15 protein-coding genes and 1 pseudogene are annotated in these 20,712 nt (G+C 70.1%); 10 read left to right on the top strand and 6 right to left on the bottom strand.

What is annotated here, in order from left to right; genetic code table 11:
- Window positions 1-242 precede the first annotated feature (242 nt).
- Window positions 243-1,187, bottom strand: coding sequence for an OmpA family protein (locus RDV84_RS16150; RefSeq protein ID WP_309150914.1), 945 nt, complete (start codon window positions 1,185-1,187; stop codon window positions 243-245).
- A 481-nt stretch (window positions 1,188-1,668) separates the two neighbouring features.
- Window positions 1,669-3,741 carry a S8 family peptidase gene (locus tag RDV84_RS16155; RefSeq protein ID WP_250449706.1) on the bottom strand — a complete coding sequence of 691 codons (2,073 nt, stop codon included), beginning with the start codon at window positions 3,739-3,741 and terminating at the stop codon, window positions 1,669-1,671.
- Between the two features lie 528 nt (window positions 3,742-4,269).
- On the opposite strand from RDV84_RS16155, the gene RDV84_RS16160 reads away from it, so the two are divergent.
- From RDV84_RS16160 to cgtA, 4 genes are all read left to right on the top strand, one after another.
- Entirely contained in the window at window positions 4,270-4,407 is a 138-nt protein-coding gene (locus tag RDV84_RS16160; protein WP_309150915.1) for a hypothetical protein, read from the top strand.
- Window positions 4,408-4,922: 515 nt separating this feature from the next.
- A complete protein-coding gene (rplU, locus tag RDV84_RS16165; protein ID WP_057948185.1) occupies window positions 4,923-5,243 on the top strand; it encodes a 50S ribosomal protein L21 in 321 nt (106 codons plus the stop codon).
- Window positions 5,244-5,255: 12 nt separating this feature from the next.
- Window positions 5,256-5,516 (top strand): 50S ribosomal protein L27, encoded by a 261-nt coding sequence (rpmA, locus tag RDV84_RS16170; protein WP_078998824.1) that lies wholly within the window; start codon window positions 5,256-5,258, stop codon window positions 5,514-5,516.
- A gap of 221 nt (window positions 5,517-5,737) precedes the next feature.
- The gene (gene cgtA / locus RDV84_RS16175; RefSeq protein ID WP_309150916.1) at window positions 5,738-6,805 is read left to right on the top strand and encodes an Obg family GTPase CgtA; all 1,068 of its coding nucleotides are present in this window, start codon (window positions 5,738-5,740) and stop codon (window positions 6,803-6,805) included.
- A gap of 283 nt (window positions 6,806-7,088) precedes the next feature.
- Here the strand turns inward: cgtA and rpsT are convergent, their stop codons facing one another.
- Entirely contained in the window at window positions 7,089-7,361 is a 273-nt protein-coding gene (gene rpsT, locus RDV84_RS16180; protein ID WP_057948182.1) for a 30S ribosomal protein S20, read from the bottom strand.
- Between the two features lie 191 nt (window positions 7,362-7,552).
- Between rpsT and murJ the strand changes: the two genes are divergently transcribed.
- Window positions 7,553-9,181 (top strand): murein biosynthesis integral membrane protein MurJ, encoded by a 1,629-nt coding sequence (gene murJ / locus RDV84_RS16185; protein WP_078998826.1) that lies wholly within the window; start codon window positions 7,553-7,555, stop codon window positions 9,179-9,181.
- A gap of 27 nt (window positions 9,182-9,208) precedes the next feature.
- Here murJ and RDV84_RS26640 read toward each other — a convergent pair.
- Window positions 9,209-9,295: pseudogene (locus tag RDV84_RS26640) on the bottom strand (DUF6053 domain-containing protein); the annotation flags it as partial.
- 143 nt (window positions 9,296-9,438) lie between these two features.
- Between RDV84_RS26640 and RDV84_RS16190 the strand changes: the two are divergent.
- The 4 genes from RDV84_RS16190 (at window position 9,439) to ispH (ending at window position 15,075) form a co-directional block, all read left to right on the top strand.
- Window positions 9,439-10,452, top strand: a complete 1,014-nt coding sequence (locus RDV84_RS16190) for a bifunctional riboflavin kinase/FAD synthetase (protein ID WP_309150917.1) — start codon at window positions 9,439-9,441, stop codon at window positions 10,450-10,452.
- Window positions 10,453-10,589: 137 nt separating this feature from the next.
- Window positions 10,590-13,448, top strand: coding sequence for an isoleucine--tRNA ligase (gene ileS / locus RDV84_RS16195; protein ID WP_309153743.1), 2,859 nt, complete (start codon window positions 10,590-10,592; stop codon window positions 13,446-13,448).
- Window positions 13,449-13,521: 73 nt separating this feature from the next.
- The gene (lspA, locus tag RDV84_RS16200) at window positions 13,522-14,016 is read left to right on the top strand and encodes a signal peptidase II (RefSeq protein ID WP_057948179.1); all 495 of its coding nucleotides are present in this window, start codon (window positions 13,522-13,524) and stop codon (window positions 14,014-14,016) included.
- A gap of 108 nt (window positions 14,017-14,124) precedes the next feature.
- Window positions 14,125-15,075: a 4-hydroxy-3-methylbut-2-enyl diphosphate reductase gene (ispH, locus tag RDV84_RS16205; RefSeq protein ID WP_057948178.1), complete on the top strand. Its 951-nt coding sequence runs from the start codon at window positions 14,125-14,127 to the stop codon at window positions 15,073-15,075.
- A gap of 93 nt (window positions 15,076-15,168) precedes the next feature.
- Here the strand turns inward: ispH and RDV84_RS16210 are convergent, their stop codons facing one another.
- Window positions 15,169-16,794 (bottom strand): delta-60 repeat domain-containing protein, encoded by a 1,626-nt coding sequence (locus tag RDV84_RS16210; RefSeq protein WP_309150918.1) that lies wholly within the window; start codon window positions 16,792-16,794, stop codon window positions 15,169-15,171.
- Window positions 16,795-17,121: 327 nt separating this feature from the next.
- Window positions 17,122-18,717 carry a hypothetical protein gene (locus RDV84_RS16215; RefSeq protein ID WP_309150919.1) on the bottom strand — a complete coding sequence of 532 codons (1,596 nt, stop codon included), beginning with the start codon at window positions 18,715-18,717 and terminating at the stop codon, window positions 17,122-17,124.
- Window positions 18,718-19,407: 690 nt separating this feature from the next.
- On the opposite strand from RDV84_RS16215, the gene RDV84_RS16220 reads away from it, so the two are divergent.
- Window positions 19,408-20,610, top strand: coding sequence for a tyrosine-type recombinase/integrase (locus RDV84_RS16220; protein WP_309150920.1), 1,203 nt, complete (start codon window positions 19,408-19,410; stop codon window positions 20,608-20,610).
- Window positions 20,611-20,712: the final 102 nt, after the last annotated feature.

Genomic DNA, 20,712 nt, shown 5'->3' on the forward strand with positions numbered 1-20,712 from the left:
GCCGGGCGAGCGGCCGGCTTCGCGACGGTGGCGCGGGCGACGCGCAAATGCGCGGCGCATAAGGCTGTGGGAGGGGCTTCAGGCCCGATGCTTTCGTCTCAGGTCGCGGCGACCTGAGACGAAAGCATCGGGCCTGAAGCCCCTCCCACAGGAATGCGGCCTTGGCCGCACTTGCTGTAATCGTTCAGTTTCGAGCGGCCGCGGCCGTCCGCGGCGGCCGCCGGCGCGTTCGATTCAGGGCGCTACTTGACCGGATTGAACTTCAAAGGCGTCGCCGCCGTGCCCGGCTCGCCACGGGTGTCGAGCGCGCCGGGGTTGGTGCCGGCGACGATCAGCTGGACCTTGACCGCCTCGGCGCGCTGGCGCGAGAGGATCTCGTTGTCGGCGGGCTGGCCGGCGCCGCCGCCGGGGCCGACGATCTCGTAGCGCGCGTCCTTCGGCCCGGCCGCGAGCGCCTTGGCCGCGCGGCTGAGGATGTCCAGGCTGGCCGGCGCGATGCGCGCGCCGCCTTCCTCGAAGCGCACCTCGATCTTGTTCAGCGCCTGCGCGATCTCGCCGGCGCCGGACTTGCCCGGCACCAGGGCCGCCAGCGCCTGCGCCGCCGCGTCGCTGGACGCGGCTTCTCCGCCGACGCCCTCGAACAGACCGCCGTAGCGGAATCCCGGGAACAGGGTCTTGGCCTTCTCCAGCAGCAGCGCGCGGTCGGCGTCGCTGGCCTGGCCGCTGAGCTCGATGCTGTCGCCTTCGAACGTCACCGCGACCCCGGACATGGTCAGCGCGGCGACGAACTGCGGCAGCTTGTCCTGCCACGGCGCCGGTTTGACCGCCTTGCCGACCTCCAGGTCGCCGGCGATCTGTCCCGAATAGGCCTGGGCGAGGGCGATGGCGAGCGCCTTGCGGGTGGCTTCGCTGTCGACCCGGCCGTCGTAGCGGATCGCGCCGTTGTTGTTGGCCAGGCCGAGCTTGGCCTCGACCGGCGCGACCGGCGCGGCGGCGGCCGGCGCGGCCGCATCGGCGACGGGCGCGGCGTCGGTGGCGGGCGCGTTGCGGTTGCAGGCGCTGAGGCCGGCGAGGGCGGCCAGCAACGCGGCGGCGGCGAGCGCGCCGCTGCGGGAAGCGCCGCCGGCGACGATGTCGGCGCGGCCGGCGCGGGGATCGGGACGGTGGTTGGAACGGGCAGTGCGCATGGAGTCTCCGCTGGAAGGGGCTGCGAGGAACGGGGTGGCGCGTGCGGTTCGATGCGTGGGGGATCGCGTGCCGCGAGGCTTCGATGGCGATGCGTCGCGGTGGCTACGGGCTAGCGGCTACGAGTTAACGGAGTCCGTCGCGGCGCGCAAGTTCCCGCGATGGTCGCGATCGCGCGGCGCTGATCGAAGTGCGCCGATCATGCGGCACCGATCGTGCGGCACCGATCGTGCGGCACCGATCGCGATACGTGCGGCGCGGCGCCGCTCGCCACGTCGTCATTCCCGCGAACGCGGGAATCCAGGGCTTCATCGCGACGATGTCGCAAATCCGTCCGCGCGGTCGTCGCATCAACCCGCGGCGTTCTCGCTCGAAACGCCCTGGATTCCCGCGTTCGCGGGAACGACGGGCTGGGAGCGGCGCAAACACGAAGGGCCCGGCGCGCCGGGCCCTTCGCTTAGTGCCTGTGCCGCAGCGCGGCGATCAGCGGCTCGAGTTGTAGGTGATCTCGACCGGATCGTCGCATTCCTGCGTACCGTTGTTGCACACCTTGTAGCTCATGGTGCCGCTGCCGATGATGCGGAAGGTATCGGTATTGGCGCCGGTGTTGCGGACGGTCTTGAGGATCGCGCCGTTGCGCCAGATGTCGATGTTCTTCTTGCCCTTCTCCCACGACAGGTTGACCGAGGTGCGGTGGTTCGGCAGCGCGCTGGCCTTGGCGTCGAGGCGGCGCGGATAGTTCGCGTCGACGAAGCTCGGGTACAGCGAGATGCCGCTGGAGGCGCGATAGCCCTTGATCTGGACGTACCACACGCCGCCCTTCGGGGTCGGGAAGAAGCAGGTCTCGTTGTTGGACGAGGTGAACGGGCGGCAGTCGTAGGACGTGCTGCTCGGCTCGGCGCCGTACTTGACGTAGATGTCCGAGTCGCCGGTGCCGCCGTACATGGCGAACAGCAGGTTCGAGGCGCCGTTCGGGACCAGCAGCTGGTAGCGCAGGATGCCGTTGGCGTCGACCTCGATGTTGGTCACGGTGATGCCGTTCTCCAGCTCGGTCGCCGGCTCCGGTTCCGGCGCCTGCGGATCCGGCGGCAGCGGCTCGGTGCCCTTGGCCACGGCGACGGCGAGACGCGCGTCGACGATGCCCGAGCCGCACCAGTTGCTCCAGCTGCAGCCGCCCGGCTGGCCGCCGACGTGGGCGGTGTTGACCAGGATCTTCTCGACCTCGGCCGGGGTCTTCGGCGTGGACGCCGCCGACTGCATCAGCGCGACCACGCCGGCCACGTGCGGCGAGGCCATCGAGGTGCCGGCCATCCACGCATAGCCTTCGCCTTCCTGGCCCTGCAGGCCCAGGTTCAGGGTCGACAGGATGTTGTCGGCCGCCGGCACCACGCCCGAGCCGCCGGGCGCGGCGACGTCGATCTTGTTGCCGAAGTTGGAGTAGTCGGCCAGCGCGCCGGTCGGGCCCACCGCCGACACCGCGATCACGCCGTCGCAGTTCGCCGGCGAGTAGCCGGACACGTCGCTGCCGGCGTTGCCCGAGGCGATGACCACGGTGGTGCCGCGCGCGCGCGCGGCGTCGAACGCGGTCTGCTCGGCCGCCGAGCACGCGCCGGAACCGCCGAGGCTGAGGTTGATGACCTCGGCCGGAGTGGCGTTGGCGGGCACGCCGGCGACGGTGCCGCCCGAGGCCCAGGTCACCGCGTCGATGACGTCGGAGGTGTAGCCGCCGCACTTGCCCAGCACGCGCACCGGCTGGACCTTGGCGCCGTGGGCGACGCCGGCCACGCCGGTGCCGTTGTTGGTCGCCGCGGCGATGGTGCCGGCCACGTGGGTGCCGTGCCAGCTGCTGTCCTCGGGGATGCCGAAGATGTTGCACTCGCCGTCGTGCCAGTCGCCCGGATCGTTCGGGTCGGCGTCGCGGCCGTCGCCGTCGACGCTGACTTCCGGATCTTCGATGAAGTCGTAGCCCGGAATGATGTTGGCGTTGAGATCGCCATGCGGGGTGATGCCGGTGTCGAGCACCGCGACCACGATGCCGCTGCCGGTGGCGATGTCCCAGGCCGGCTCGAGGTTGAGGCCGCCCGGGCCGTTCTTGTAGTGCCACTGCTGGGCGTAGCCCGGATCGTTGGGCACCATGAACGAATGCACGCGCTTGTCGCGGGTGACTTCGATGATGCTCGAGTCGTTCTTCATCAGCTCGATCGCCAGCTCTTTCTCGGCGGCGGCGTCGAGCGGGGTGTCGGTCTTGATCAGCTGCGAGCCGGTCGCCAGCGTGCGCAGCGGCTTGATGCCGAGGCCGAGCTTGCTGGCGGCCTTGGCGTACTGCTGGTTCATCGCGGCCGCGCTCACCTTGGCGGCGGCGCCCTGCGCGCGGGTGATGATGAAGCGGCTGGAGGTGGTCTCCGGCGTCTGCTTGGCCTGCGCCAGCTTGGTCGCCTTCTGCGAGGCGGCGGCCTTGGCGTTGGGCACCTTGTTGACGGCCTGCAATTTGCCGCCGGAATAGGCGACCGGCGCGATCACCACGGCAGTCGCCAGCGCCAGAGCGGTCCATTTCATCGAACGTGCTTTGCGAGTCATGACAAACTTCCTTGATCCTTCGTTGCGCATGATCCCCTTCGCATCCCCTGTCGAGCGTCGGGCCTTGGTCCGCGCAGGCGCCGTGCCGGGCGCCGTCGCGGGACTTGCTGGGCGAGCGCGCGCGGCGCGGGGCCGGCGTGCTGCGGTGTGCGGCGCGCGCAGCGGCGCGTCTCCATGCGCCGCGGGCGGCGTGGACAGCGCGAATGCGTGCGTGCGGGTGCGCGGCGACGGAGCGCCGCGCGGATTGCCGATGTACGTGCCGATGTGCGTGCCGATGTTTTGGCGGGACAGCGAACAGACGACTGCAAGCCCATGCAGGAAGTCCCCGATGACGCGACTGCACCATGCTGGCGCGCGTGCGTCGCACGCGCTGCGCAAGGACGGTGCCGTTCCATGTCGCGCGACCCCCTGCAAGTCGCTTGCGTCCGAAGCTAATTGAGCGCGACGGTGGCATGCAAGTGTCATCGAAGCGGTGTACGGCGGATGAATGCGACTGAGCGCACATCCATGCGCAGTGAGTTTTTTTGCCGCGATTTCGGCGCTATTCGTACGGGCCTGGATTTGCAGGCGTTTTCGCGCGCGGATGCGCCGGCGGTGTTGCGCGCGTGGATTTTTTGCGCGAAAAAATTTCTTCCGGAACTGTGAACTTCGTCGATGCGCTTTCTGATGTGCGGCGGTGCATTTTCTTGAGCGCTTGCACGCTTCTTGTCCGCGCATGCGACTGCGTGCGACCGCGATGGAGGTGCGCGCGCGAATTTTGTTTCCGCTGCCGAATCGTTTTGGCGCATCGGCCAAAGCCGCGAAGGCGAGGAGAGTGGTTCGGTACGCCTCGAGGTGCCGGGTGGCCCGAATCGGGCCGGCTCGCGCAGGCGCGGGGCTGGCCGAGGCGAGGTCGGATGTGGCACCTGCGGGGTCGGGAGGGCCTCTGCGTCGCATTCAGGCGGAGCCGCGGATGCCCCGTTCAGAACCAGGCGGCGGCCGATTGCGGTCTGAATTGGCTAAGTTATTGATTTTAAATGGATGTGATTTGCGCGGCCGGCCCGGGCCGAGTCAGTCGGACCCTCGCAGTTGCCGTAACTCGCTGAAGCGCCTAGAATTCCGCTTCTGTCCGTCCATCCCTGGGCGGCGCAGGACCAAAATAACTACAGAGGAATCTGGTCATGTACGCAGTTCTGGTCACCGGCGGTAAGCAATACCGCGTGATGCAAGGCGAGACGCTCCGCGTCGAGCTGCTGGACGTCGAAGCCGGCAGCGAAATCAAGTTCGACACCGTGCTGATGCTCGGCGACGGCGAAGGCATCAAGATCGGCGACGCGCTCAAGGGCGCCAGCGTCACCGCCACGGTCGTCGGCCACGGCCGCGCCGACAAGGTGCGCATCGTCAAGTTCCGCCGCCGCAAGCACCATCGCAAGCAGATGGGCCACCGTCAGCACTACACCGAAATCCAGATCACCGGCATCGCCGGTGGCGACAACAAGTAAGGAGCAGCAGCCATGGCACACAAAAAGGGCGTAGGTTCCACCCGCAACGGCCGCGACTCCAACCCGAAGTACCTGGGCGTGAAGATCTACGGCGGCCAGGCCATCGAGGCCGGCAACATCATCGTGCGTCAGCGCGGCACCCAGTTCCACCCGGGCGCCAACGTCGGCCTTGGTCGCGACCACACCCTGTTCGCGCTGGTCGACGGCAAGGTCGAGTTCTCGACCAAGGGCCCGAAGAGCCGCCGCACCGTCAGCGTCGTCGTCGCCGAGTAATCGCGCCGCGACGTTGCCGCGAGGAGCCCCGCTTCGGCGGGGTTTTTCGTTTGGGGCTCGACGCCTGGAGCCTCGGGCATCGGGAATCGCCGCGGCGGTTCTCCCTCCGTCCCGATGGTTCGCGTTCCGCCCCGACGGACATGCATCGGCGCCGCGCGGCGTTAGACTCGCGCGTGCCGCATCGACGATTTTTCCAACTCCATTTTCTATTCCCGGCCCCGATGAAACTCGTAGACGAAGCTGAAATCCAGGTCATCGCCGGCAACGGCGGCAACGGCTGCGTCGGCTTCCGTCGCGAGAAGTTCATCCCGCTCGGCGGGCCGGACGGCGGCGACGGCGGCGACGGCGGCAGCGTGTACCTGCTGGCCGACGAAAACCTCAACACCCTGGTCGATTTCCGCCACCAGAAGCAGTTCCGCGCCAAGCGCGGCGAGAACGGCATGGGCCGGCAGATGTACGGCAAGGGCGGCGAAGACCTGATCATCGTCGTGCCGGTCGGCACGGTGGTGACCAATGTCGAGACCGACGAGGTCATCGGCGACCTGACCGCCCACGGCGACCGCCTGCTGGTCGCGCGCGGCGGCAAGGGCGGGCTGGGCAACATGCATTTCAAGAGCTCGATCAACCGCACGCCGCGCAAGGCGCTGCCGGGCCTGCCGGGCGAGGAGCGCATGCTCAAGATGGAGTTGAAGCTGCTGGCCGACGTCGGCCTGCTGGGCTTCCCCAACGCCGGCAAGAGCACGCTGATCCGCGCGGTTTCGGCGGCGACGCCGAAGGTCGCGGACTATCCGTTCACCACGCTGTATCCCAACCTCGGCGTGGTCAGCGTCGAGGCGCACCGCAGCTTCGTCATCGCCGACATCCCGGGCCTGATCGAAGGCGCGGCCGACGGCGCCGGCCTGGGCGCGCAGTTCCTGCGCCATCTGCAGCGCACCCGCCTGCTGCTGCACCTGGTGGACATCGCGCCGATGGAGGGCGGGGTAGAAGGCCTGAGCCCGGCCGAGCAGGTGCGCGCGATCGAGAACGAGCTGCGCAAGCACGATCCCGAATTGCTCGACAAGCCGCGCTGGCTGGTGTTCAACAAGTCCGACCTGCTGCTGGACGAGGAGCGCGACGAGATCGTGCGCGCGACGCTGGCTGAGCTGGGCTGGACCGACCGCTGGTACGTGGTCTCGGCGATCGGGCGCGAAGGCACCGCGCCGATCATGCGCGACGTGATGGCGTTCTTCGACCGCCAGCGCGAGGACGCGCTGGAGGCTGCCAGCGCCGCCGGCGGCCATGCGCCCTGAGCCTCGGGCTCGGCATCCTCAACACGTGAACCCGTCGCGGCGCAGCTGGCGCCGCGGCCCGGCCGCGCGCGCGAGCGGCGCGGCCGACTTCAATCCAGCTTCACCCGCCGCGCCGAAGATGCGCGGCATGTCCGCGTTGCGTCCTCTCGTCCTGGCCTCGCCGCGCCCGCGCGCGGCCGGGCAGTGCGTCCCTGCGCAGCGCCGGGACGGCGAAAAGCGCCAGGCAAACAAAAACCCGGCCGAGGCCGGGTTTGTGTTGGTCGCAGCCCGGGCGGGCGGCGGATCAAGCGGCGGTCGCGAGCGCCTTGATGCGCGCCGACAGGCGGCTCTTGTGGCGGGCGGCCTTGTTCTTGTGGATCAGGCCACGGGCGCTGAAACGGTCGAGGATCGGCTGGGCGACGTCGAACGCGGACTTGGCACCGGCGGCGTCGTTCTCGCCGAGGGCCTTGAGCACCTTCTTGACGGCGGTACGCAGCATCGAACGCTGGCTGGCGTTGCGGGCGTTGCGCACGACAGTCTGCTTGGCGCGCTTCTTGGCGGACTTGATGTTTGCCACGGTGAATTCCTGAAAATTAGGTTGAAAACGTTGATGAAACTAGACGAGAGACAAGACGCCGGACGACGGTCGGAACCGGGTCTTGCGCAGTCGCGGAAAATCAGACCCAAAAGTATGGGCGATTCAGGGGCTTGCGTCAACCCGCCCGGATCCGGACAAGGCCGGGCGGCGCAGAGCCGGGGAGGGCGGGCATGAGCAAGGGCGGCCTGCTGCGTTCCTCGGTGGTGTTCAGCGCGATGACCTTCATCTCGCGCATCACCGGTCTCATCCGCGACCAAGTCTACGCCTGGCAGTTCGGCGCCAGCCCGGCCATGGACGCGTTCTTCGTCGCGTTCAGGATTCCGAACTTCATGCGCCGGCTCTCGGCCGAGGGTTCGTTCTCGATGGCCTTCGTGCCGGTGCTGGCCGAGTACAAGGAACAGCACGACCACGCCGCGGTCAAGGAACTGATCGACCGGGTCACCGGCACCCTGACGGCGGCGCTGGTGGTGCTGACCGCCGTGGTGGTGCTGGCCGCGCCCTGGGTCATGGGCGTGTTCGCGCCGGGCTTCGCCCCGGGCAGCGAGCAGTACCGGCTGGCGACCCAGATGCTGCAGATCACCTTCCCGTACGCGTTGTTCATCTCGCTGGCCTCGCTGGTCGGCGGGGTGCTCAACAGCTACGAGAAGTTCGCGGTGCCGGCGCTGTCGCCGGTGCTGCTGAACATTTCGATGATCGCCGCGGCCGCCGCGGCCGCGCCGCTGATGCGGCCGTTCGGCGCCGAGCCGGTGCTGGCGCTGGCCTGGGGCGTGTTTTTCGCCGGTGTGCTGCAACTGGTGTTCCAGCTGCCGGCGCTGGCCAAGCTGGGCTTGCTGCCGCGGCCGCGCTGGGGCTGGAAGCATTCGGGCGTGCGCAAGATCCTCAAGCTGATGGTGCCGACCCTGTTCGGCTCGTCGGTGGCCCAGCTCAACCTGCTGCTGAACACCGCGCTGGCCTCGTTTCTGATCGTCGGCAGCGTGAGCTGGCTGTACCTCACCGATCGCCTGCTGGAGTTTCCGCTGGGCATGTTCGGCGTCGCCATCGGCACGGTGATCCTGCCGCACCTGTCCAAGCGCCATGCCGCGACCGACAGCGAGGGCTATTCCAAGGCGCTGGATTGGGGGTTCCGCCTGTGCCTGCTGATCGGCGTGCCGGCCTGCCTGGGCCTGGTGCTGTGCGCCGAGGCGCTGATCGCGGCGCTGTTCCAGTACGGCCGGCTGACCCCGCAGGACACCCGCATGATCCAGCTGAGCCTGATGGCGCAGTCGACCGCGGTGCCGGCGTTCTTGCTGGTGAAGGTGCTGGCGCCGGCGTTCTATTCGCGCCAGGACACCAAGACCCCGGTCAAGTCGGCCGTGGTGTCGGTGGCGGTGAACCTGCTGTCGACGGTCGGCCTGCTGCTGGCGGCGGTGTACTTCAGCGACGCCGGCCGCGCCGCGCTGGCGCGCGGGGCGAGCCTGACCCAGGCGCTGGGCGAGGTGCCCGGCGCGCACGCCTGCCTGGCCCTGGCGATCGCCATCGCCGGCTGGACCAATGCGCTGCAACTGGCCTGGTACCTGCGCCGGGCGCGGGTGTACCGGCGCCAGCCGGGTTGGGGCCGATTCCTGCGCCAGATCGGCGTGGCCAGCGTCGGCCTGAGCGCCGTGGTGCTGTTCCTGCTGTGGCTATGGCCGGGCTGGACCGGCTGGCCGTGGTGGGAGCGGGCGTGGAAGCTGGCGGTGGTGGTCGGCGCGGGCGGCGCGGCGTATGGCGCGCTGCTGTGGCTGCAGGGCATCCGGCCGCGGGATCTGCGCGGGCATTGAGGCTTCGGCCGATGGCCTTCGGGCTGTGGTGGGAGGGCCTTCAGGCCCGATGCTGTTGTGTCCGAGTTCGGCGACCTGAGCCGAAAGCGTCGGGCCTGAAGGTCCTCCCACCACGGCTCGAAGGTCGCTCGGCAAGGCGAACCTCGGCCAACCGCGGCGCCGGGTGCCATTGAGAGCGGCGGCCGCCGGCTATACTTCTCTATTCATCCTTCAAGCCGTATCCCGGGCGATCCGGGTTCGTCCACGCCAGAATCCGAATGAGCAGGCTGTTTCGAGACGTCGACCGCGGGACGCGATGCCCGCACGGCAGTGTGGTCTGCATCGGCGCCTTCGATGGCCTGCACCTGGGCCATCGCGCGCTGGTGCGCCACACGGTGGCGCGCGCGCGCGCCCTGGGCGTGCCGGCGGTGGCGCTGAGCTTCGAGCCGCTGCCGCGCGAGTTCTTCGCCCCGGCAGCGCCGCCGCCGCGGCTGTTGCTGCCGCGGGCCAAGGCCGAGGGCCTGCTGGCGCTGGACGCCGATCAGGTCGGCCTGCTGCGCTTCAACGGCGAGCTGAGCCGCTGGAGCGGCGAGGAATTCGTCCAGCGCGTGCTGGTCGAACAACTGGCCGCGCGCGAGGTCTGGGTCGGCCCGCAGTTCCGTTTCGGCAAGGCCCGCGGCGGCGACATCGCGCTGCTGCGGCGCATGGGCGAGGCGGCCGGTTTCGGCGCGCACGAGATCGAGCCGGTGCACCTGGACGGCGAGCGCGTGTCCAGCACCCGCATCCGCGAGATCCTGCTGGCCGGCGATTTCGCCGCCGCCGCGCGCCTGCTCGGCCGGCCTTACGCGATCGGCGGCCACGTGGTACGCGGCCGCCAGCTCGGCCGCACCCTCGGCTTTCCCACCGCCAACCTGCGTTTCGGCGGCAAGACCCCGGCGTTGTCGGGCATCTACGCGACCTGGGTGCACGGCATCGGCGAGCGGCCGTGGCCGTCGGTGTCGAGCCTGGGCACGCGCCCGACCGTGGCCGGGGTGGAGCCGCTGCTGGAAGCGCATCTGTTCGATTTCGACGGCGACCTGTACGGTCACAGGATCGAGGTCGAATTCGTCGCCCACCTGCGCGCCGAACTCAAGTTCCCCGACCTGGCCACGCTGACGCAGCAGATGCACCGCGATGCCGCGCAAGCGCGCCAGTCGCTGGCGCTGGACGCGCAGCGCCGCCAGTTGCATCCCGCCTTGCCGCCGGACCCGCTGCGCGCGTCCGGCGCCGACGCGGCCGAAACGACCGCCTGACCCTCTAGCGCGAACCCTCAGCGCGACCCAATCCGCCGAAGACCCGTCCGAGACCCGCTGTGACCAACGATCCGAGCCAACCCGCCGCCGGCAACCCGTACAAGGCCACCTTGCTGCTGCCGGCGACCGAATTCCCGATGCGCGGCGACCTGCCCAAGCGCGAGCCGGAGACCCTGGCGCGCTGGGAAAGCGAAGGCCTGTATCAGCGAATTCGCGAGAAGGTGAAGGACCGCGAGCGCAGCTTCGTGCTCCACGACGGCCCGCCGTACGCCAACGGCGAGATCCACATCGGCCACGCGCTCAACAAGGTGCTCAAGGACATCGTGGTGAAGTCGCGGCTGCTGGCCGGCTTCGATGCGCCGTATGTCCCGGGCTGGGACTGCCACGGCCTGCCGATCGAGACCAAGGTCGAGAAGACCTGGGGCAAGGTCGGCGAGAAGCTCGACGCGGCCCAGTTCCGCGCCAAGTGCCGCGAGTACGCCGCCACCCAGGTCGAGCTGCAGCGCCGCGACTTCAAGCGCCTGGGCGTGATCGGCGACTGGGAGAATCCCTACCTGACCATGGATTTCCGCTACGAGGCGGACATCATGCGGTCGCTGGCCAAGATCGTCGAACGCGGCCACCTGGTGCGCGGCTCCAAGCCGGTGCACTGGTGCTTCGACTGCGGCTCGGCCCTGGCCGAGGCGGAGATCGAGTACCACGACAAGGAATCGACCCAGATCTACGTGCGCTACCCGGTGCTCGACCGCAAGCGCGTGTTCGACGTGTTCGGGATCGAGGACGACGGCAGCCCGCTGTCGGTGCCGATCTGGACGACCACGCCGTGGACGCTGCCGGCGAGCCTGGCGGTGTCGATGGGCCCGAGCGTCGAATACTCGCTGGTGCGGATCGAGCCGGGCGAGGAGGCCTTGTTCAAGGAGCCGAGCGCGCGTCCGGAATACTTGCTGATCGCCAGCGAACTGGTCGGCGCGGTGCTGGCCGCGATCACCCGTGCGGACGTGCTCAAGCAGGGCCACAGCGTCGAGACCCGCGACTGGTCCGCGCACCCGGGCGAGGCCTTCGAGGGCCTGCGCCTGCGCCATCCGTTCTATGCCGAGCGCGAAATCCCGGTGCTGCTGGGCGAGCACGTGACCACCGACGCCGGCACCGGCGCGGTCCACACCGCGCCCGGCCACGGCCAGGAGGACTACGCGGTCTCGCTCAAGTACGGCCTGATCGAGCGCTACAGCGCCGGGCAGATCAATCCGGTCGACGGCCGCGGCCTGTACCTGCCGTCGACGCCGGCCGCGGGCGAGCACGTCCTCGCCGGCAAGCACATCTTCAAGAGCGACGAACTGCTGCTGCAGATCCTGCGCGAGAACGGCGCGCTGCTGGCGCAGGGCCGGATCAAGCACAGCTATCCGCACTGCTGGCGGCACAAGACCCCGGTGGTGTTCCGCGCCACCCCGCAGTGGTTCCTGTCGATGGAGAAGGCCGGGCTGCGCCGCGACGCGCTGGCCGCGATCCCGGGCGTGACCTGGATCCCGGGCTGGGGCGAGTCGCGCATCTACAACATGATCGAGAGCCGTCCGGACTGGACCATCTCGCGCCAGCGCTACTGGGGCGTGCCGATCGCGCTGTTCTTCAACCGCGAGAGCGGCCAGCCGCATCCGCGCACGGTCGAGATCATGCGCCAGGTCGCCGACGCGGTGGAACGCGAAGGCGTGGACGCGTGGTACGCGATGACCGCCGAGCAACTGCTGGGCGACGAGGCCGGCGACTACGAGAAGGTCACCGACATCCTCGACGTCTGGTTCGACTCCGGCGCCAGCCACGAATGCGTGCTCGCGCAGCGGCCGCAGGACGGCCTGCGCAAGCCGGCCGACCTGTACCTGGAAGGCTCCGACCAGCACCGCGGCTGGTTCCACAGCGCGCTGCTGACCGGCGTGGCGATGGACGGCGCGGCGCCGTACCGACAGGTGCTGACCCACGGCTTCACGGTCGACGAGCAGGGCAAGAAGCAGTCCAAGTCGCTCGGCAACGTGGTGGTGCCGCAGAAGGTCATCGACGCGATGGGCGCCGACGTGCTGCGCCTGTGGGTCGCCTCGACCGACTTCAGCGCCGAGATGTCGGTGTCGGACAAGATCCTCAAGCAGAACGCCGACGTCTACCGCCGCATCCGCAACACCGCGCGCTTCCTGCTCGGCAACCTCAGCGGCTTCGACCCGGCGCGCGATCTGGTCGCGCTTGAGGACATGGTCGCGCTCGACCGCTGGATCGTGCATCGCGCCAGCGAAGTGCAGGAGCGCATCGCCTCGGCCTACGAGCGTTACGACTTCGCCGAGATCGTGCAACTGCTGTCGAACTTCTGCAGCGTCGACCTGGGCTCGCTGTACCTGGACGTGACCAAGGACCGGCTCTACACCATGCGCGAGGATTCGCGCGGCCGCCGCTCGGCGCAGAGCGCGATGTACCGCATCGCCGAAGCGTTCGTGCGCTGGATCGCGCCGGTGCTGGCGTTCACCGCCGACGAAATGTGGCGGCACCTGCCGGCCAACACCGACCACGGTGCGCGCGAAGACAACGTGCTGTTCGCGACCTGGTACGACGGCCTGGCGCCGTTGCCGGCCGACGCGGCGCTGTCGGACGAGGACTTCAAGCGCTTGCTGGAACTGCGCGAGAGCGTGACCCGCGCGCTGGAGCCGATGCGCGCGGCCGGCGAGATCGGCGCGGCGCTGGAAGCGGAGATCTCGCTGCGCTGCGGCGTGGCCGACCAGAACTGGCTGGCGCCGCTGGCCGACGAACTGCGTTTCCTGTTCATCAGCGGCGACGTCGAAGTGGTGGCCGACGACGGCATCAAGGACATCGCCGTGCTCGCGGCCAAGACCGGCAAGAGCAAGTGCGTGCGCTGCTGGCACTACCGCGCCGACGTCGGTTCCGACCCCGCGCATCCCGAGCTCTGCGGACGCTGCGTGAGCAACGTCGAAGGCCCGGGCGAAGAGCGCCGCTGGTTCTGACGCGCTGGCGGCGCGCGTAGCGATGCGCGCGCCGGCTCGCGATTCTCCACTCCCCATTGCCCGATTCCGAACAATGACAAGCACCCCCGCAAAGAACGCGTTGCCCTGGCTGATCGTCTCGATCGTGGTGATCGCGCTCGACCAGTGGAGCAAGAACTGGGTGCTGAGCGCGCTGCCCGAGTACACCCCGGTGGTGGTGATCGAAGGGTTCTGGAACTGGTACCGCAGCTACAACACCGGCGCGGCCTTCAGCTTCCTCAGCGACGCCGGCGGCTGGCAGAAGTACTTCTTCCTGGCCCTGGCGGTCGGCATCAGCGGCCTGCTGGCGCGCTGGCTGGCGCGCACCCCGCGCGGCGACTGGAAGACCGCGCTGCCGTACGCGCTGGTGATCGGCGGGGCGATCGGCAACGTCATCGACCGGCTCATGCACGGCCACGTGGTCGATTTCATCCAGTGGTACTGGCGCAGCTTCTACTGGCCCTCGTTCAACATCGCCGATGCCGCCATCGTCGGCGGCGCGATCGGGATCGCGGCGTTCGGGCTGTTCAGCAAGGAAAAGCAGGAGTGAGCGGAGAGGAGTGAGACGCGAGCAAGAGCGGCTTTCGCTCACTCCTCGCTCCTCCAGGCTCACTTCTCCTCCGCTGCCAGCCCCCCGGGACCGGAGTACAATCCCCCCATGGACGTCCTGCTCGCCAACCCCCGCGGCTTCTGCGCCGGCGTCGACCGCGCCATCGAGATCGTCAAGCGCGCGATCGAGACCCTCGGCGCGCCGATCTACGTGCGCCACGAAGTCGTGCACAACCGTTTCGTCGTCGACGACCTCAAGCACCGCGGCGCGGTGTTCGTCGAGGAACTCGACGAGGTGCCCGACGGCGCCACCGTGATCTTCAGCGCCCACGGCGTGTCCAAGGCGGTGCGCGCGGAAGCCGAGCGGCGCGGGCTCAAGGTGTTCGACGCGACCTGTCCGCTGGTGACCAAGGTGCACCTGGAAGTCTCGCGCCACTGCCGTGCCGGGCGCGACGTGGTGCTGATCGGCCACGAAGGCCATCCCGAGGTCGAGGGCACGATGGGGCAGTGGAAGCGCGAGGCCGGTTCGGGCCGCATCTACCTGGTCGAGGACGCCGACGACGTCGCCGCGATGCAGGTCGACCAGCCCGACAACCTGGCCTACACCACCCAGACCACGCTGTCGGTCGACGACACCCGCAGCGTGATCGAGGCCCTGCGCGCCAAGTACCCGGCGATCCAGGGCCCGAAGAACGACGACATCTGCTACGCCACCCAGAACCGCCAGGATTCGGTGCGCGAGCTGGCCGCGCGCTGCGACCTGGTGCTGGTGGTCGGTTCGCCGAACAGCTCCAACTCCAACCGCCTGCGCGAGCTGGCCGAGCGCGAGGGCGTGACCTCCTACCTGATCGACGGCGCGGACGAGATCGATCCGCGCTGGGTCGAGGGCCGCAGCCGCATCGGCATCACCGCCGGCGCCTCGGCGCCGGAAGTGCTGGTGCGCGGGGTGATCGACCGACTGAGCGAACTCGGCGCCCAGCACGTGACCGAACTCGACGGCGAGCAGGAGAGCATGGTGTTCGCGCTGCCGAAGGAACTGCGGCTGCAGCTGGTCAGCTGACGCCGGCCGAGCGCCGTCGTCGCGCGGCGAAAAAACCGGCCCCGACGGGCCGGTTTTTTTTCGTCCGTCGCTACGCGCGCTCGCGCCTGCGGCTCAGCGCCCCGATCGCGGCCGGCAGGCCGAGTCGTTGGCGCGCGCGTCCACCAGCGCGTAGCGGCCCGGCGTCGCCGCCCGGCGCAGCGCGATGTTGGCGAAACCGAAGCCGTGCGCGCCGTCGGCGACCGCGAACGCGTCCGCCCGGTACGCCGCCGGCGCCGGTCCGCCGGCGCTGAGCGCGTAGGCCAGCGGCTGGCCGGGCAGATGCGCTGTGCGCACGCGCCCGCGCGCGATCAGCCCGGCGCCGCTGCCGCCGACGCCGCTGTCGGCGGTGGAGAACCAGCCGCTCGGGCTGAAGCCGAGGAAGCGGCCGGGATCGGCCGGATCGGCGAGGCAGTAGGTGGCGTTGTGCAGCCGGGCGACGGCATAGCGGCGGCTGCGGTCGTAGCGGGCGGCGATCACGATGCGCCCGTCGTCGGCGAACGCGATCGGGCCCAGGTAGGCGTCGTCGTCGCCCACGTCCGGCAGTTGCGGGACGAACGACGCATCCACGGTTCCGTCCAGGGCGAAGCGCTGGATCAACCCGTGCGGCTTGATGTCGCCGCGATTGGCCGCCGCCAGGATGCGGCCGTCGGCCTGGGCGATCAGCTCGCCGCCGACGAGCAGGTCGGGCGAGCGGAAACCCAGGTCGCGGCTGCCGTCCGCGCGCCAGCGCAGCACCGCGCCGCGGGTCGGCGCGCCGGGACCGGTCGGCCAGACGAAGTGGCTGCTGAGCAGGCTGCCGTCGTTGAGCAGCAACAGGCCGGCGGTGTCGTCGTACATGCCGTCGATGTGCGCGATCACCCGGCCGCGCTGGCCGAACTCGGGATCGGGGCTGCCGTCGGGCCGCAGCCGCAGCAACAGCAGGCCGAGCGGCGATGCGCCGCCGGCCATGAGGATGCGTCCGTCGGGCTGCAGCGCGAGATGGCCGGCGTAAACGCCGAAGCGCAGCTCAGGCAGATCGGTGATGCTCAGGCCGTCGCGGCCGAAGCCGGCGTCGGCGCGGCCGTCGGCGCCGACGCGCACGGCCAGCGCCACCGAGCGCTTGGCCGAGTCGTCGAAGCCTTCGCCGGCGACCACGACCTTGCCGTCGGCCTGCAACGCCGCCGCGTACGGACTGATGATGTAGAACGTATCGACGAGGCTCTTGCCGCCGTCGCCGAAGCCGGTGTCGGCGCTGCCGTCGGCGTTGAAGCGCAGCAGCATCAGGTCGGCGTCGAGCGAGCCGACGATCACGATCTTGCCGTCGGGTTGCAGCAGCAGTTGCGCGCAACTGGAATTGCCGAAGCGCGTGGCCTGCACGATCGCCACCTGGCCGCTGTCGCCGAAGCGCGGATCGACGCGGCCGTCGCGGTCCAGGCGCAGCAGGCGGCAGCGCAGCGTGCCCCAGTCGTTGGGCACGGTGTAGTCGGCGCTCAGCGCGAGCACGCCGCCGTCGCCTTGTACGGCGATGGAGGCGAGCGCGTCGTCGTAGACCGGGAACTGCGGCTGCGCGATGCCGTCGCGGCCGAAGCTGCGGTCGGCGCTGCCGTCGGCCGGCGTGGCGGCGGTTGCGGCGAACGGAAGGGCGAGGGCGGCGGCGAGCAGCGAAGCCGCGAGGCACAAGCCGGCGCGGGCGCGGCGCGGAGCGGAGGGTCGGGGCATGTGGACGTCCTTGGATGCGGTGTGCGCGGCGATGCGCCGGCGCGCGCAGGCCCGCGTTTTCGACGGCGGGCGCTGGGGAAGGATTCGAGAGCGGGCGGATGCGGGGGCGTGCCGTTTCGACAAGCGTGGCTGCGAATGCGGCGGCTTCGAAAGCAATGGTTCTTGAGCGCGAGGGTCTTCGACGCAGCGGCTTCGACCCGGCGGCTTCGACAGCTGCCGCCGTGAAAACGCTCGCCACCCAGGCGCGCGGACGTCGCGGCGATGCATCCGCCGCGACGCGCGACGGCCGGACCCGCGGGCCCGGCCGCTGTCTTTCAGGCGCCGCGCTCAGCGTCCCGGCAGGATCTTGCAGGCCGGATCGTTCATGCGCGTATCCACCAGGCCGTACGTCGCCGGTGCGCTGCCGCGCTTGCTGACGTTGGCGAAGCCGAAGCCGCGCACGTCGCCGGTGACGGCGAACGCGTCGACCCGGTACGCCGCGGGCGCCGGGCCGCCGGCGCTGAGCGCGCGTCCGGCCGGTTGCCCCGGCGGCTGCACCGAGCGCAGCCGGCCCTGGGCGAGCAGGCCCTGGCCGCTGCCGCCGATGCCGCTGTCGATGGTCGAGAACCAGCCGCTCTCGCTGAAGCCGATCCAGCGGCCCGGGTTGACCGGGTCGGCCAGGCAGTAGGTGGTCGCCGCCACGCGCGCCAGGCCGATGCGGTTCTCGTCGCTGAGCCACGCCGCCACCACCATGCGGCCGCCGCCGGGCACGGCGAGGTCGATGAAGTAATCGTCGTTGCCGCCGAAGTCGATCGGCGCGACCGCGAACGTGGCATCGACCGAGCCGTCCGGATTCACCCGCTGCAGGCGGCCGGGCTTGGGCGCGGCGCCGGCGGTGTTGCCGACCACCAGCACGCGGCCGTCGGATTGCGGCGCCAGCCGGCCGGAGATCTCCAGGTCCGGGCGGTGGTAAGTGGTGTCGAGGCTGCCGTCGGCGTTGTGGCGCAGCAACGTTCCGCGCACGCCGCTGCCGGCGACGATGGGATGGCTGCTGAGGAATTTGCCGTCGGTCTGCAGCACCAACCCCTGCGCGCCGGCATTGAGGCCGGTGATGCGGTCGACGGTGCTGCCGTTCTTGCCGAAGCCCGGGTCGGGGCGGCCGTCGCGCAGATAGCGCGCGATCAGGTTCCAGCGTCCGCCGCCGCCGGCGACGACGATCTTGCCGTCGGCTTGCAGCAGCACGTGTTGGGCGCCGGCGCCCTGGGCCTGTTCGGGATGCGCCGTCACCACCACGCCGTTGCGGCCGAAGCCGCGGTCGGCGTTGCCGTCGCCGCGGTAGCGCGCCAGCACCACCGCATCCTGGCCGCTGTCGGCGTCGAAACGCTTGCCGGCGGCGACGATGCGGCCGTCGGCCTGCAGCGCGAGGCCGTAGAACTCGTCGAAGCCGCCGGCGTCGAGGGTCTGCACGCCGTCGCGTGAGAAGCCGCGGTCGGGCTTGCCGTCGGCGAGAAAGCGCAGCAGCAGCGCATCGCCCTTGTTGCCGCCGGCGACGAGGATGCGGCCGTCGGCCTGCACCGCCAGCGCGCGGCATGCGGCGGGCTGCGAGTTGGAGCGCAGCTTGATCCGCACCTGCCCGCCGTCGCCGAAGCCGGCGTCGAGCTTGCCGTCGGCGCCGAAGCGCAGCAGCCGGCAGTGCAGGTAATCGCGATGCAGCGGCGCGTCGCCGCCGCCTTCGCCGATGGTGAGGATCTTGCCGTCGGCCTGGATGGCGACGGCGCGGACGAAGTCGTCGTTCACCGGGAAGTCGGTGACGACCAGGCCGCGGCGACCGAAGGCGGGGTCGAGCGCGCCGTCGGGCAGCTTGGCCTGGGCCGAGGCGGCGGCGAGCGTGGCGCCGATCGCCAGCGCGAGCGGCAAGCCGCGTTGCAACACAGAACGGTTCATGGGGGGGCTCCTGCTGCGAAAAAAGGTGGCAGCGGCGGCAGCCCCCTGCATCCGCGCCGCGCGGCGAGACTCGGCCATCGGCAAGCGCCCCGCCTTGGCGCGAGCGCACAAAACAGCACATTCGACGTGCGCGATGGCGCAAAGCGGCAACGAGGTCGCGGATCGGGCGTGCGCGGCGAAGCGCACCGGGCGTGCGCTGCGGGCAGGGGCGGCGGCGTGGCGACGAGGGCGCTGCGCGCGGCGGTTTTGTCGGGCGGACGGCGCGGCGCGCGCAGGAATGCAGCGGGGGGGGGGGCGGCGGCGGAGGCAGGGCGTTGGATGCGGAGCGGCGTGCCATGCGCGCGCGGCCGGATCGGGCGGCGCCGCAAACGCGAACGGCCCCGCGTGGAGGCGGAGCCGTCTGGAGACGTGTCCGGGACGCGGCGCGGCCGTTGGATCGTTGGCCGGGCGGTTGGACTGTTTTCGGGGTTACGTGGTGCCGGAAACAGGAATCGAACCTGCGACCTACGCATTACGAATCGCTGCGTGCGCATACTGCCATGATTTGGTATCAGATGGCCTAAGTGCGCTTACAGCAAGGGAAAACCGCGACCTAATGAGGCTTCAGGGGCACTTACGGCGCGTCTGAACACGGCACCTTGTGGTGCGAAACCGTGTCCGTGCCGTGGCCCCGCCACCCACGGAGCCAGCATGAAGTCGAAGATCACCCAGTCCCTCGTCGAGAGGGCACCCCGGTCCGAACCGGGCAAGTCGGCCCTGTACGCCGACACCGAGATGAGGGGGTTCTACCTCATCGTCACCGCCACCAAGCGCAGCTTCTACGTCCAGTCCCTCGTCAACGGCCGCCAGGTCAGGACGAAGCTGGGCGACCACCCGGCGATGGACGCCAAGCAGGCCCGCGACGCCGCCCGGCAGACGCTGGTCGGCATGCGCGGCGGGGTCAACCCGAACGAGGAGCGCCGCCGGGCGCGTGCGCGCGGGATCACCCTGCGCGAAGCGCTCGACCTCCACCTGGTGGCAAAGCCGCTGTCCCCGAGGACCAAGGACGACTACCGCTACAACTGCGAGCAGTACCTGTCCGACTGGCTCGACCGCCCGCTGGCCGAGCTCGGCGCGGACCGCTCGGGCGTGCGCGACAGGCACCGCAGGATCACCGAGCGGCACGGCGCGCCCTCGGCGGACAACGCCTTCCGCATCTTCAGGGCCGTGTACAACCGGGGCCTGCGCGAGCACCCGGACCTGCCGCCGAACCCCTGCGGGAACGTGGATTACCACGGGCTGCGGCGGCGCAAGGTGGACGCGCCGACGGACAGGCTCAGGGCTTGGGGCAAGGCGGTGCTCGGCCTCCACCCGGTGCGGCGCGACCTGCACCTGTTCATGGTGCTCACCGGCATGCGGCGCACGTCTGCCTGCGAGGCTCGCGCCTCGGACCTGGACCTCGCCTCCGGGCGCCTGCACGTGCCCAAGCCCAAGGGTGGATCGACCCGAGCGTTCGACCTGCCGCTGTCGGGGCCGCTCGCCGACCTGCTCGGCCACCGCGTCGAGGAGAACCCGCGACTCCACCGGAAGACGCCGTGGCTGTTCCCCGCCGAGTCGAAGTCGGGTCACGTCGCCGAGGTCGCGCAGCACGAGCTGGATGGCCTGACGGGGCACGCCCTGCGGCATACGTTCGCCACGCTAGCCGTGCAGGCGGGCGTCCCGCTGCTTGAGCTGAAGTACCTGCTCAACCACGCGGCGAGCAACGTCACGATGGGCTACATCCACGTCGGCCCCGAGCACCTGCGCAAGCACCAGGAGGCGGCGTCGCGCTACATCCTCGAACAGCTCGGCCTTGAATGGACGGAAGGCGAGTGGCCTCCTCGCCTCGCAAGCACGCGCGCTGGCGCGTTGTAAATAAACGTTCCTCGGAAATGTCGGGAAGGCGGCAGTTCCAGCATTCGTTTACATACGGCGTCGAAAAGTGTGCTTAGCATTCCTCACCAGCTGGTCGCCCGA

It is taken from the genome of Lysobacter yananisis (assembly GCF_031199375.1).
Classification (GTDB): Bacteria; Pseudomonadota; Gammaproteobacteria; order Xanthomonadales; family Xanthomonadaceae; genus Lysobacter; species Lysobacter yananisis.

Excerpts from the sequence above, each read along its gene's own strand:
- RDV84_RS16150 (WP_309150914.1), bottom strand. The coding sequence starts at position 1,187 with ATGCGCACTGCCCGTTCCAACCACCGTCCCGATCCCCGCGCCGGCCGC.
- RDV84_RS16155 (WP_250449706.1), bottom strand. The coding sequence starts at position 3,741 with ATGAAATGGACCGCTCTGGCGCTGGCGACTGCCGTGGTGATCGCGCCG.
- RDV84_RS16160 (WP_309150915.1), top strand. The coding sequence starts at position 4,270 with ATGCGCAGTGAGTTTTTTTGCCGCGATTTCGGCGCTATTCGTACGGGC.
- rplU (WP_057948185.1), top strand. The coding sequence starts at position 4,923 with ATGTACGCAGTTCTGGTCACCGGCGGTAAGCAATACCGCGTGATGCAA.
- rpmA (WP_078998824.1), top strand. The coding sequence starts at position 5,256 with ATGGCACACAAAAAGGGCGTAGGTTCCACCCGCAACGGCCGCGACTCC.
- cgtA (WP_309150916.1), top strand. The coding sequence starts at position 5,738 with ATGAAACTCGTAGACGAAGCTGAAATCCAGGTCATCGCCGGCAACGGC.
- murJ (WP_078998826.1), top strand. The coding sequence starts at position 7,553 with ATGAGCAAGGGCGGCCTGCTGCGTTCCTCGGTGGTGTTCAGCGCGATG.
- RDV84_RS16190 (WP_309150917.1), top strand. The coding sequence starts at position 9,439 with ATGAGCAGGCTGTTTCGAGACGTCGACCGCGGGACGCGATGCCCGCAC.
- ileS (WP_309153743.1), top strand. The coding sequence starts at position 10,590 with ATGCGCGGCGACCTGCCCAAGCGCGAGCCGGAGACCCTGGCGCGCTGG.
- lspA (WP_057948179.1), top strand. The coding sequence starts at position 13,522 with ATGACAAGCACCCCCGCAAAGAACGCGTTGCCCTGGCTGATCGTCTCG.
- ispH (WP_057948178.1), top strand. The coding sequence starts at position 14,125 with ATGGACGTCCTGCTCGCCAACCCCCGCGGCTTCTGCGCCGGCGTCGAC.
- RDV84_RS16210 (WP_309150918.1), bottom strand. The coding sequence starts at position 16,794 with ATGCCCCGACCCTCCGCTCCGCGCCGCGCCCGCGCCGGCTTGTGCCTC.
- RDV84_RS16215 (WP_309150919.1), bottom strand. The coding sequence starts at position 18,717 with ATGAACCGTTCTGTGTTGCAACGCGGCTTGCCGCTCGCGCTGGCGATC.
- RDV84_RS16220 (WP_309150920.1), top strand. The coding sequence starts at position 19,408 with ATGAAGTCGAAGATCACCCAGTCCCTCGTCGAGAGGGCACCCCGGTCC.